Annotated in this window: 12 protein-coding genes, 1 pseudogene and 2 riboswitches; of the genes and pseudogenes, 4 read left to right on the forward strand and 9 right to left on the reverse strand. The window is 35.9% G+C overall.

Translation table 11 applies throughout. The features are described 5' to 3' along the window. Positions 1-3 precede the first annotated feature (3 nt). The 4 genes and pseudogenes from O7776_RS11755 to ribE all read right to left on the reverse strand — a co-directional run bounded on the left by O7776_RS11755 (position 4) and on the right by ribE (position 3,393). Positions 4-951, reverse strand: a complete 948-nt coding sequence (locus O7776_RS11755) for a cation diffusion facilitator family transporter (protein WP_274307254.1) — start codon at positions 949-951, stop codon at positions 4-6. Positions 952-1,660: 709 nt separating this feature from the next. Further along, positions 1,661-2,128: a 6,7-dimethyl-8-ribityllumazine synthase gene (ribH, locus tag O7776_RS11760; RefSeq protein ID WP_274307255.1), complete on the reverse strand. Its 468-nt coding sequence runs from the start codon at positions 2,126-2,128 to the stop codon at positions 1,661-1,663. Positions 2,129-2,163: 35 nt separating this feature from the next. Next, positions 2,164-2,748 (reverse strand): annotated as a pseudogene (gene ribB / locus O7776_RS11765) (3,4-dihydroxy-2-butanone-4-phosphate synthase); the annotation flags it as partial. A gap of 12 nt (positions 2,749-2,760) precedes the next feature. Further along, on the reverse strand, positions 2,761-3,393 hold the full coding sequence (gene ribE / locus O7776_RS11770; protein ID WP_274307256.1) for a riboflavin synthase: 633 nt from the start codon (positions 3,391-3,393) through the stop codon (positions 2,761-2,763). A 130-nt stretch (positions 3,394-3,523) separates the two neighbouring features. Beyond that, positions 3,524-3,657: riboswitch (FMN riboswitch) on the reverse strand. Positions 3,658-3,825: 168 nt separating this feature from the next. Next, positions 3,826-3,960: riboswitch (FMN riboswitch) on the reverse strand. Between the two features lie 163 nt (positions 3,961-4,123). Here ribE and O7776_RS11775 point away from each other — a divergent pair. Beyond that, a complete protein-coding gene (locus O7776_RS11775) occupies positions 4,124-4,654 on the forward strand; it encodes an NUDIX hydrolase (RefSeq protein WP_274307257.1) in 531 nt (176 codons plus the stop codon). Positions 4,655-4,849: 195 nt separating this feature from the next. Here the strand turns inward: O7776_RS11775 and O7776_RS11780 are convergent, their stop codons facing one another. Together O7776_RS11780 and O7776_RS11785 are read right to left on the reverse strand one after the other, a co-directional pair. Then, complete coding sequence (locus tag O7776_RS11780; protein WP_274307258.1) at positions 4,850-5,401, reverse strand: GNAT family N-acetyltransferase; 552 nt, start codon at positions 5,399-5,401, stop codon at positions 4,850-4,852. A 162-nt stretch (positions 5,402-5,563) separates the two neighbouring features. Next, complete coding sequence (locus O7776_RS11785; protein ID WP_274307259.1) at positions 5,564-6,145, reverse strand: O-methyltransferase; 582 nt, start codon at positions 6,143-6,145, stop codon at positions 5,564-5,566. A 236-nt stretch (positions 6,146-6,381) separates the two neighbouring features. Here O7776_RS11785 and O7776_RS11790 point away from each other — a divergent pair, with 236 nt between their 5' ends. Then, entirely contained in the window at positions 6,382-7,233 is an 852-nt protein-coding gene (locus O7776_RS11790; protein WP_274307260.1) for a pentapeptide repeat-containing protein, read from the forward strand. 148 nt (positions 7,234-7,381) lie between these two features. Here the strand turns inward: O7776_RS11790 and O7776_RS11795 are convergent, their stop codons facing one another. Continuing rightward, on the reverse strand, positions 7,382-8,107 hold the full coding sequence (locus O7776_RS11795) for a nucleotidyltransferase domain-containing protein (RefSeq protein WP_274307261.1): 726 nt from the start codon (positions 8,105-8,107) through the stop codon (positions 7,382-7,384). A gap of 491 nt (positions 8,108-8,598) precedes the next feature. Between O7776_RS11795 and O7776_RS11800 the strand changes: the two genes are divergently transcribed. After that, entirely contained in the window at positions 8,599-9,150 is a 552-nt protein-coding gene (locus tag O7776_RS11800; protein ID WP_274307262.1) for a nucleotidyltransferase family protein, read from the forward strand. 347 nt (positions 9,151-9,497) lie between these two features. Here the strand turns inward: O7776_RS11800 and O7776_RS11805 are convergent, their stop codons facing one another. Together O7776_RS11805 and O7776_RS11810 are read right to left on the reverse strand one after the other, a co-directional pair. Further along, positions 9,498-10,745 carry an MFS transporter gene (locus tag O7776_RS11805; RefSeq protein WP_420802117.1) on the reverse strand — a complete coding sequence of 416 codons (1,248 nt, stop codon included), beginning with the start codon at positions 10,743-10,745 and terminating at the stop codon, positions 9,498-9,500. 222 nt (positions 10,746-10,967) lie between these two features. After that, positions 10,968-12,119, reverse strand: a complete 1,152-nt coding sequence (locus O7776_RS11810) for a cation:proton antiporter (RefSeq protein WP_274307264.1) — start codon at positions 12,117-12,119, stop codon at positions 10,968-10,970. A 338-nt stretch (positions 12,120-12,457) separates the two neighbouring features. Between O7776_RS11810 and O7776_RS11815 the strand changes: the two genes are divergently transcribed. Then, positions 12,458-13,123 carry a 2OG-Fe(II) oxygenase gene (locus O7776_RS11815; RefSeq protein WP_274307265.1) on the forward strand — a complete coding sequence of 222 codons (666 nt, stop codon included), beginning with the start codon at positions 12,458-12,460 and terminating at the stop codon, positions 13,121-13,123. Positions 13,124-13,130 lie beyond the last annotated feature (7 nt).

Genomic DNA, 13,130 nt, shown 5'->3' on the forward strand with positions numbered 1-13,130 from the left:
CCTTTAATGATGATGGTGGTGATGGCCGCTTACTTCTGCTTTTACAGTACAATAAATAGAATCGTCATGATTGTGCGCACTACCTTCAATTTGAATGGTCGCATGCTGAATATTGGCATGGAGTAGTTCATGTTCTATTTTGGCTAAAATCGCGCTACTCTGTTTTACCGTCAGTACATCATCTAATACAATATGGCAAGTTAGTGCATGAAAACCACTTGTCACTGTCCATATGTGAACATCATGCACACCGCGTACTTGCTCATGTCCATTCAAAATGCTAACTACTTGATCACTGTCAACCCCAGTTGGTGTTCCTTCCATTAATACATGGAGTGAATTTTTCGTTACTGAGTAACCACCACGAAGTACGAGCACCGCTACTATGACACTTGCTAATGGATCTGCCCAACCAAAACCGAAAAACATCATTAAGAGTGCTGCGATAATCGCTCCAACAGAACCAAGCATATCGCTAATGACATGTAAAAAGGCACCGCGCATATTTAAATTTTCTTCTGTGTCGCCGCCTTTAAGCATAATCCATGCAACTAAAATGTTAACGAGTAATCCGATAACACTAATAATAAGCATACCTGTCGTCGCAACTTCAGGTGGATTTTGAAAGCGATCAATCGCTTCATAAAAAATGTATAACGCAATTGCAATAAGCGTGACACCATTTAACGTAGCAGCAAGAATTTCGATTCGTTTATAGCCATACGTTTTTGACATCGTCACCGCTTTTTCAGACACAATAAAGGCTAAAAGTGCAATGGCAAGTGAAACCGCATCACTTAGCATATGCCCTGCGTCCGATAGCAACGCCAAACTATTCGTTAGAAAGCCACCAATTGCTTCGACAATCATAAAACTAAAAATTATTACAAATGAAATCAGTAAAATCTTTTTATTAGCCCCGTGTGAATGATTGTGTTGATGTTCAGCCATAAAACCAATCCTTTCTTTATATGAGCATATATTCATATATAAATATTAATACATTTTAAATTTTTTGTCAATTTAGAAGATAAAATCTCACAATAAGCATTTACAAAATTCGGAAAATAGTGCATGCAGATCATACAATTCGTTATGCTACGCTACGGGGCATGCTTTCCTGGGGGCGTGGCGGCAAGTATATAGTGGATTTTCCGCGCACGCTTTATCCCCAAGGAGTCCGCCCCTTCACTTCGCGGCACTCTACTATAAAACTAAAGTTTGTTTTTATTACTAAGCTTTTAAATGGAGTGTGTAGAATCGAACATTGTAATTGAAATAAAGTCTATTTTCGTCTAAGAATATTTTTATTTTGAGACAATCAAAATCGCTAATTTTTATTTGCAGAGATAACGTTTGATCCAAAATACAATACTGTAAACAGCGACATATTTTATTCTTCCCCGCCGCCTCGCGTTAGCGCAAGCGGCAGCATTGTCCTCTTTTAACTAAATTCACACGCAACATTTTAGTTTGGCGGGCCTTGCATGCGGCATTAAAGACAGTAGTATGGACACGTACCACGTGGTCATAATGCTGTCATGCCGTGCCCGCCGAAAATAAGTAACACTATACTTAATCCATTTTTTAGAAGTGAATTTTCTCATTATGAGAAAAAATAAAAAAGGATGAGCAGTATTACTACTCATCCCCCAAAAAATTATTTAAACAGTTGATTTAAATTGGCCATTTCAATTGCTGAAATCGCGCTGTCATACCCCTTGTTACCGGCTTTCGTACCAGCTCGTTCAATAGCTTGTTCTATATTTTCTGTCGTCACAATGCCGAAAATAATTGGTACTCCTGTATCTAAAGACACTTTTGCAATACCTTTTGCGGCTTCATTACACACATAATCATAATGCGTTGTTGCCCCACGAATGACCGTTCCTAAACCAATTACTGCATCATATTGTTTAGTTTCTGCCATTTTTTTCGCGATAAATGGTACCTCAAACGCACCTGGTACCCATGCGATATCAATATTTTCTTCGTTTACATCATGACGCTTTAATCCATCTAATGCACCCGATAAAAGTTTATCATTAATAAATTCATTAAAACGTCCTACAACGATTCCAATTTTAAGTTGTGTTCCAATTAATTGTGCTTCAAAAATTTTACCCATTATGCTGCTCCTTTTTAAACAAGTGATAGTTTTACGTAGTGTGTTAATTGTTCGATTGAAATTAGTTTCATATCCCATTTCGCTGCCAATTGTTCTAGTTGTGGCAGTCTTGCCATTGTGCCGTCTTCGTTTAAAATTTCACAAATAACTGCCACTTCAGCACTCTTACAAAGTTTTGCTAAGTCAACTGCAGCCTCTGTATGACCACGACGCACAACAACTCCACCTTCTTTTGCAATTAGCGGGAAAATATGACCTGGTCTTTTAAAATCCTCTGCCGTATTCGTTCCATCCAATAACGCATGGATTGTATCAGAACGTTCAAATGCGCTAATACCAGTTGTCGTTGTTTTGTAATCAATACTTACGGTAAAAGCCGTACCATGATGATCAGTATTCGCTTCAACCATTGGTGTAAGTGCAAATTTGTCAGCAATTTTTGTACTAATCGGTGTACAAATTAACCCTCGACCATGCATAGCCATGAAATTAATATTTTCAGGTGTCGCATGTTCGCCTAACATAATAAAATCTCCCTCATTTTCACGATTTTCATCATCGACAACAATGATAATATCGCCTTTTTTAAGCGCATGGATTGCTTCTTCTACTGTATGCATTTGTCCCTCTCCTTAAAATCCATTTCTTTTTAGGAAATCGCGTGTCACATTGGATGATTTAGCTTGCACATGCTGTTTCACATATTTACCAAGCAAATCCGTTTCCACATTGACTTGCTCCCCGACCTTTTTCATTCCTAGTACGGATTGATGACTTGTATGAGGGATGAGGGATACAGTTAGCATATTTTTTTGAAGTGCAAAAATCGTTAAACTTGTGCCATCAAGTGTAATTGATCCTTTCACAATACAGTTTTCAAGTAAACCATCTGCTACTGTTAGGTCTACATAGATCGCATTTGAAATTGTTTTTTTACTTTTGATCGTTGCAATACCATCGACATGGCCGCTTACAAAATGCCCGCCAAATCGGCCATTAGCATGCATTGCTCGCTCTAAATTTACAGGCATACCTTTTTGTAATGAAGTTAAATTTGTTGCATGAAACGTTTCTGGCATAACATCTGCATAAAAGCGGTCGCTTGAAAACTGTGTAACGGTTAAGCACACACCATTCACCGCAATGCTATCTCCTAACTGCACATCACTTAACACCTTAGTTGCCTTAATCTCTAGCTGCATCGCATCGGTACCCATATTTATTTTTTCGATGGTTCCGATTTCTTCAATGATTCCTGTAAACAACCTACTCACCTCATATCAATTATCTTGAACATAAAAAACCCCGTACGAAATGCGTCGGAGTTTGATGAGAGGTAAAATTGGCATCGTCAAATAAGACTTCTGATTGTATTTTTTCAAAAATCTCGCACAATGCTTCCTTCTCCCATCCAGACTATACTGTCGGCTTTGGATTCGCACCAAATCCTGCACACACAAAGTGGCTCGCGGGCTTAGAGATACCTCATCACCGCCGATTGGGAATTTCACCCGACCCCGAAGGAAATGTATTAAAATTGTGAAATAAAAAAATCCCTATACTCAGGGTACAGGGATTGAATACATAGCCAAATAAGCCTCATTTTTACGTTAAAAAATGATGCGTAAATTTTACCCACCCTAAAATCGGTGTGGCAAAAAAGCTTTTTGAAAGTATTACATTTTCAAAAAGTGCTACGATTCCTTCTCCCATCCAGACTATACTGTCGGCTTTGGATTTACACCAAATCCTGCACACACAAAGGTGGCTCGCGGGCTTAGAGTTACCTCATCACCGCCGATTGGGAATTTCACCCGACCCCGAAGGAATTTATTTAATTTCGTATGTTATTGTAACATATCTTTTGAAAAAGAAAAGATTTTATTAATAATATTGCCTTTTTTATTTTCAGATTGTTCATAAAATTGGACAACATTTATAGTATAATAGCACTTCTATTGTCTATTACAAAATTTTACACAAGGAGAACATTCGATGGAAAATTGGGATGTATACGATCAACACCGCAACAAAACAGGCAAAATCATTACAAGAGGTAGTGAAATGGCGGACGATGAATTTCATGTCGTTGTGCACGTATGTATCTTTAACAATCAAGGTGAGATGTTAATTCAGCAGCGCCAACCATTTAAAGTGGGCTGGCCAAACTATTGGGATGTTTCATGTGGAGGTAGTGCGATCACTGGGGACACGAGCCAACAAGCTGCCGCGCGTGAGCTATTTGAGGAACTTGGAATTTGGTACAATTTCGAAGAGATGCGCCCACAGCTGACAATTAATTTTGAACGTGGCTTTGATGATTATTATTTAATTGAGCATGAAGTAAATTTAACAGAACTTGTCCTTCAGCCAGAGGAAGTACAAGCTGTGAAATGGGCATCAAAGGATGAGATATTACAAATGATGCAGGAAGAAACATTCATTCCGTTTTATGAGCATTTTATTCATTTGCTTTTTGATATGCGCCATCAATATGGAACTTTAACAAAAATCTCGTTCAAGTAATTGCTGAACGAGTTTTTGATTTGAGTACTGTTATTGTTTTTGAAATTTTTCATCAAGTAGCAATTGATAGGATTGCTCCAAAAATCCATCGAACGGGAATTCTTTATTCTGTATTTTCTTCAGTAATCGTTCTTTCGCTTGTATAGCTTGCTCATTTCCCACCGTATTTAAGTACTTTTACTTCTAAGGGCTTTCTCATATTATTTCACCTTTCGATGTAGTATTGGGAAAAGTATCGTTTAGTATTGGCTGTGTAATCGTATTATTTTTCCAATCATCGTAAATGGCTGCATACAACATAGAATCAGAAATTGTTCCATCTTCGTTTTCCCAAGCATTTCGTAAATAGCCTTCCTTGACAAAATTGCCCTTTATGAAGCACTTTTGCATTGCAATATTATCTGCTCTTGTATAAGCTTCAATTCGAATTTTCTCGAGTTCACCAAACAAATAATCTTGAAGCCACTGTAATACTTTTACACCAATTCCCTTACCTCGCACGTTTTCGATAAGACGAATATCGAATAGTGGAATTGAATCATCGATATCATCTATTACAAGTATCCCAACTTTTTGTTGCTCAGAAATAATCCAAAATGTCTCTCTTCCATCGCTATAATAGCCTTTTTCTGCGGCATTTCGAATCGATTGTCTCTCAAGCCTAGCGTTCGCATGATATGGCCAATCATTCGAACACAGTAGCTCTACTAAATCCTCAATTTCCGACTTAAATTTTTGAATATTCATTCATTTTAACCCCTTTACAAATCGTAACGAGAAATAGAAACGGCGGTTATGTAATTAAAAAATTCCGACAATTCGATTTATTGTATTGCAACGAAACACTATATTTAACTAAAAAATATGTAACTAATACATTACCTTATCTTTTATTTCATCCGAGGATTATTACTTTACCTTTGTTGCTAGTATTGCAGATGAAGTTGGTGTTAGGTAAATTTCTGTTGCTATTAATCCACTATGATTTAGCCAATATTCCCTAACTTTATCGGGTTTCCCTTTCCATTCATCTGGAAATTGGTCTTCAGGAGTAAAATCATCCATAAACAACATTCCTCCGACATTTAATGTATTGAATAATAGTTCTCCTTCAATCGTTTTTGTAGCAGCAACATCGGCAAAAATAAATTGAAATGGACCTTTTGTAATAACCTCTTTCCAATCCCCACAAATAAATTCTGCTTGGTTATGTCTAATATGATTGGCAGTAGCATCAATTTTTTCTTTTGAATTATCTATCGTTATAAATTTTACTGTTGGAGCAATAGATGAAAGTATCCAAGAACTCCCTACACCAAAACCAGTTCCAACCTCAAGAATTTCTCCTTGTGTTATTTGTCCAACGAGAACTGATAATAGTCTTCCAGCTTCATCTGAACAGGAATTTACAAAATCATTTCTTTTATCTAACAACTTGCTGGTCTGAACTAATTCTGGAATATATGTATTCGAACGATACAATGTGGACATTAGATAAACCACCTTCCTTATGCAATTTTCTACATCTTTAATACATATTAGAATTATAAACCAAATAGGTAAAATTTGGTATAATGTATATAATTTACACTTCCATAATTTAAGGCTGAGGAAATTATGTTGAGAACGGTGCTCTCCTTCCCTGCTTTTCAACAAACGGATCGGGTACTTTAAGTCTTGTTTAATAAATTCAAAAGTTTTTTGATAAAAGGAATGAAGGTGGAAAAATGGATATTAAAACAGCCCAAAATATTAGAGAAAGTTTAACAGCCGATTGTTCGAAGTGCTTTGGACTTTGCTGCACAGCACTTAATATTGTAGCTTCAAGTGATTTTTCGATGAACAAACCAGCAGGTACTCCTTGTATGAATTTACAGTCTGATTACAGTTGCCAAATTCATAGTCAGTTGAGAGTGAAAGGATTCAAAGGCTGTACAGTATTTGATTGTTTGGGTGCTGGACAAGTCGTTTCTCAAGTTACTTTTAACGGTCAGAGTTGGCAAGAAAATCCTGATATTGGGAAGAAAATGTTTCAAGTATTTCCCATCATGGAGCAAATACATGAAATGATCGCGTACGTGGCAGAAGCTCTGTCTTACGATATACCCGATGATTTAGCTGAAAAATTGAGAAAACAGTTAAAGGAATTGCAGGATTTAACGAAGTTGGACGCAGATAATTTATTGTCACTTGATTTGGTGATGTATCGATTTTCTTTAAATGAACTGCTTACTTCAGCGAGTAATTTTGTCAGAAAAAATACAATCGACCAAATGCCCAGTCTTCGAAAAATTAAAGAGTTTAACCATGCGAGAGCTGATTGGATGGGTAAAAAGTTAAAGGGAAATGATTTAAGAGCAACTGATTTCAGGGGAGCCTATTTGATTGCTGCGGATATGAGAAATACTGATTTAAGGGCAGTCAATTTTATTGGTGCGGATTTGAGAGATGTTAATTTCAGTGGGGCTAATCTGTCCACTAGTATGTTTTTGACCCAAATGCAAATTAATTCGGCTAAAGGTGATGTAAAGACAATTTTACCCTCTCATATACATCGACCTTCTCATTGGATTCACTAATTCTGTAGATTTGCGTAGTGAAAAAGAATTTTTGAGGTTGGTTTTACTATCTGTCTTTTTCAAGGTTGAAAGAGTGATATATATTTAGGATGACTAATATGTATCACTCTTAATTAAAAGGCTACAAACATTTGAGTGTTTACTTAAGTTAGCTACTTGTTTTCCCCATCGAAAAACCCTCAAATAATCTTCCTCCAAACGGTTCTAATACATGATCTACAAATGTAATAATTTGTGTTTTGTCTTTCGTTTCATAATAAAAATTAAATGCTTCAAAAAATTGAAGTGCTATCTGTTCATCATGTGCTTTCAATAAACGAAACACCCATTTAGAAGTCCCCACCCATTTATCGTTTGTTCTTAATATAAACTCACTAATAAGCTCTGCTAACATATTCACAATAAAAAGTTCTTCATGTATCGTTGTACACCCTATAAAATCATCTAATACATCCGTAATAAAATAGCGCTTTGCATCAATTGTTTGTAATGACCAATGTTGTGGACCGTTTTCTAAAATTTGCTGTGCTTCCTTTTTTATTTGCTCTACAATCCCATCATCTTTTACAACAAATCCTTCTACGAGCATCTTTTGTAAGGATGATCTTGCCCTTTCATAATCCATCGCAAAATAATGTTTATATGATGTTAAATTATGTACAAACACTTCAATTGGCCATTCAAACTCGATAAATGATTCACGATAAGGATTTTTCACTTCCTTATCAAAAATAACAATATCTAAATCAGATGTTGTGGTAGCTTCACCACGAACGACGCTCCCTGCAAGTAATGCTGCTTGGCAGTTTGGAAAATACTTTTCTACAAATTGGCGAGCTGCTTTAAGTGGCTCTAATCTTTTGTTATTATGCATAACTTTACCCCTCTCATCTACAAGCATAACCCCGTTCTAGATTTAGGACGGGGTTACGATTATTCAATCTTATTTATCCAAAAGCAAAATAATGTAACTACCTGCACAAAGATATAAAGCAATTTGAGTTATAATATAAATTGAAAATTCAAATGAAGTTAACTTTCTTTCTTTCTTAGTTTTCTTAAAGTGACTATAATAAAAGACTGCACATATGAGTAGGATTACTGCTGATACTTGATAGGTGTTTTCTAACAGGTCGACCAAAGAAATCATCTCCTCATAAAATGTATACAATTCATATTAGCTTACCTACTTCATCAAAAAAACACTTTCCCCATTGTAAAAAAATGCTTCATCATTGTGTAGAAATTGCAACAAGAAGATAGAATGTTTCATTTAAAGAACTACGATCAAATGATAAAAACGTAAATATTCCACTAGAACATAGAGCAAATTTTCTAACCATATTATTACGGGAGGCTAAATTAATGATTTTCGAATCAGAATTAATTAAACTTTTAGAATCGGATAAATCCCTTTTCTCCATTTTGAAAGCAGTAGAAACACTAAATCTAAATGATTGCTGGATAGCTGCTGGCATTATTAGAAATAAAGTTTGGGATTCGTTACATAGTATGCAAAGTGAAACTAACGATATTGATGTTATTTATTTCGATGAAAATGAAACTTCAATTCAAGCCGAAAAAATATTGGAAGCTAAGTTGAATATAATCATTCCAAATCTACCTTGGTCCGTAAAAAATCAAGCTCGAATGCATACGAAAAATAATTTACCACCCTATCGTTGTTCGTTTGATGGAGTTGCTAATTTCCCTGAAACACCAACGGCAATTGCAGCTCGAATTAAACAGAATAAAATCGAAATAATGGCACCCTACGGATTACAAGATTTATATACTTTTCAAGTAAGACCAACTCCCAATTTCACAAAGAATTCAACTATGCATAATGTCTATTTAAATAGAATTCAAGAAAAAAACTGGAGACACACATGGGATAAGTTACAAATCATTACTTAATATCATTCCACTGCTCATCATAATAGGCTGGGATGACTTCATTTCTCATTAAAATGTGGATTCATAATCGGACCAAAAAATTATCTGGTAATTCGAACGCATTTCCCAAAAATCGCACGCAAATGTCCTAATTTCGCACATAAACCTCAAAATTCGCACGAATCTTGCGTGTTTTCGCACATAAAACCTGGAAAATCGCACGTATCAACGCATTCTGATAATACGATAGTCCCCCAAGGCATGTATCAAAGCCGACACGGAAAATCAAACCCATGTTTCGGGGACGAATCAATTACGCCTCGGCGTAATTGATTTACCCTTCATTACAAATCAACACTTCTGCCGTTTCATCTTCTTTTCATGATCCAGCCAATAAGCGGGAGTAATGCTAACGAAATAAGCGCGCCACTAATAGACAGCATCCCATAGCTCGTTTTAGCAACAATAATCCCTGAAAGTAAGCCTGCTGTTGCACCGGAAATAGCGATGAATACATCAATCGTCCCCTGTACTTTAGCTCTTTCTGCTATCGTCGTATGATCGACAATTAATGCCGTTCCACTAATTAATCCAAAATTCCATCCTAGGCCCAATAAAGCTAGCGCAATAATAAGGAAAATTAATGAATCTGTTGGCGCATAGGCAGCAACTATTCCCGATGCTAGTAATGTTACCGATGCACAGATAATCATCGCATTTCGCCCAAATCTATCTATCAAAATTCCCGTAACTAATGATGGAAAATACATAAAGCCAACATGAAAACCTATTACTAATCCAATGCTTGCTAAATTATGACCGTGATGTGTCATATGAATGGGTGTCATCGTCATAATAGCTACCATAACCACCTGCGTTATAATCATCACACCAGCACCAACAATAATGCCATCTTTCCTTTGCCCCTGTGAATGTCCCGATAACGTTGCTTGATTGGACGGATGATTTTCCTCTAGCTGTTTTGCAATTTGCAGTGGATCTGGTCGTAACATTAATAATAATGTTAAGCCTGCCAGTAAATAAGCAAACATTGAAAGTATAAATGGCCCTGCTAATTCAGGCATATGTAAACTCTCCGCTACATGTCCCATTGTAGAAATTAAGTTTGGCCCCGCTACCGCACCAAATGTTGTCATAACCATCGTTGTACTAATTGCTTTTGCCCGCTGCTCTTTCGTTGCTAAATCCGTCCCAGCATAACGAGCTTGCAAATTCGTCGCTGTGCCTGCACCATATACAAACAATGCGATAAATAATAAGATTAGATTATTTTGTATCGCAGCGACTATGACTCCAAGTGCACCAACTCCACCAACAAAAAATCCTGCAGACAATCCGATTCGCCTTCCATACTTTTGCGAGAGCTTTCCTACACTATATGCAGTAACTGCAGACCCTAATGTAAATAATGCTGTTGGAACCCCCGAAAAAGAGCTATCCCCTATCATTTGTTGAACGAGCAGTGCACCAACAGAAATACCTGCAGCTAATCCTGCACCACCGAATATTTGCGAGATACTAACTACAATTAACACCCGGTTGTACAACTTTTTAATTTCATCTCTCGACATAACTTGAGTATCCATTCTTTTCATATCCTTTCATACTCAAATATTTGGAATAATAGGTAAAGATTAATTAACAATTTTAAATTTGTCAATTTTATATAATACAATAGGCTTTTAGTCTTTCTGTAGAAAAATAGAGCATCAGGGTGCACTTTGTTAAACATAAAAAAACAGCATAGTTAGTCCACTACGCTGTCTCTTATCATCAGACGTAACTATATATCAGAGTATATTACGTTTAACAATTTATTATTTTACTATTTCCTGTGTATGTCTTTTGCCGAAAATTAGCTTCAATAATGGCGGCGTAACAATAGTAGTAACAATTACGACAATGATCATTGCTGTATAATAATTCGCCGGCAATAAGCCACTCTCTAATCCCATCGCGGCTAAAATCAATGCCACTTCGCCTCGTGACACCATTCCTGCACCGACACCCATTGATGATTTTGTATTAAATCCTGCTAATTTTGCACCGACACCAGATCCAATAAATTTAGATAAAATAGCAATTATAGAGAAAATGAAAATAAACCCAACTTGATCACCAATTCCATCAAATGAAACGGCTATACCAATGCTCACGAAGAAAAACGGAACAAAAATTCCATAGGCAATTGGCTCTACCTTATGTTCAATTTCTTTTTTAAATTTCGTTTGAGCGATTGCGATCCCTGCAAAAAATGCACCGATAATTCCTGCAATACCTAAAATTTCTGCAAAATAAGATAAACCAAAGCAAATTATTAATCCTGCACTCAATACCGATTCAGTTACTTTGAACTTTGTAAATAATTGAATGAAGTGTGGAATCACCCATTTTGAAATCAAAATTAGCACAGCAAAGAATAAAATTTTCTTTCCAATAAGTAAGCCAACATTTGTATCAGATCCTGCAAAAACACTCATCGCAATTGCAATTAAGATAACAACAACAATATCATCTAATACTGCTGCACCTAATAATGTCGAGCCTTCTTTACTATTTAACCAACCCAGCTCTCGCAATGCTTGAACTGAAATACTTACAGATGTTGCCGATAATAATAAACCAATAAAAATCGATTCGCCAACAGACATTCCGTAATATTGAGAACCAAAGTATCCTAAAATAATGGGTACAATAATACCACCAAATGCCACATAAATGGCTGCTTTCTTATTTTTATTCATTTCTTGCAAGTCTGTTTCAAGTCCCGCTAAAAACATTAATAAAAGAACACCAATTTGACTGAATGTCGTTAATAATTCTGTTTCATGAATCCATCCTAATAAAGCTGGACCCAAAATAATTCCTACAAGGATTTTTCCTAATACAGAAGGCTGCCCTAACCTAGCAGCCAAATGACCTGCAAATTTTGTAGCAAACAAAACAAGTACAATTTGTAAAATAAACATATTTTTCCTCCTCCAACACAAAAAAGACAAGGTGGGACCATAGTTGACTACGGCTCCACCTTGTCTTGCATATTATATTTTCTTACGTCAAGAATAACATATAAACAAATTCAAAGTCTATCAAAAAGAAAACTAATTTTACTGAATGTCTTTTGTGTAGTCTATTTAACAAATAAATATACTTAGGTAATCGATTAACCTTACATGGAATTATGTTCCCCCCATCCAATGCCAAAAAATAGTCCTCAAAAAAAAATCCTCATTTTATATAAAAAATTGAAGGAAATACAAAAAGTTTTGTAGAAATAAAAAAAACCAAATCAAGGAGGTTATGTGTATTGGCAAAAATTGATTCAGAAATACGTACTAAAGAAACCACTATCTTTAACCATAGTGGAAATAAAATTACTACAGTCGACAAAGAAATTGAAATCATCGCTAAATTCGATGAACCATTAGTCATTGTATTAGGTTCGGTTCTAGATGATGAGGAGTGTGACGCACTTATTCAATTATCAAAAGACCGTCTTGAACGTTCAAAAACTGGTAGTTCACGGGAAGTGAGTGATATTCGAACAAGTAGTGGTGTATTTTTAACAGATACGAACAATGAAATTGTTTTGCAAATTGAAAAAAGACTTGCATCTATTATCGACATCCCGATCGATCATGGAGAAGGATTACATATTTTGAACTACCTACCAGGACAAGAATATAAAGCACACTTCGACTATTTCGCTTCAACGAGTAAAGCTGCTAGCAACAATCGTATTGCTACATTTGTTCTGTACTTAAATGATGTCGAGGAAGGCGGGCAAACGTATTTTCCTAATTTAAACCTATCTGTATTTCCTAAAAAAGGAATGGCTGTATACTTCGAGTATTTTTACAACTATGTGCAATTAAATGAACTTACATTACACGGTGGTGCGCCAGTTACTCAAGGTGAGAAATGGATTGCCACTCAATGGATTCGGCGACAAAAAATTAGTAAAAATATTTAAATTCAAT

It is taken from the genome of Solibacillus daqui, from assembly GCF_028747805.1.
GTDB classification, from domain to species: Bacteria; Bacillota; Bacilli; order Bacillales_A; family Planococcaceae; genus Solibacillus; species Solibacillus daqui.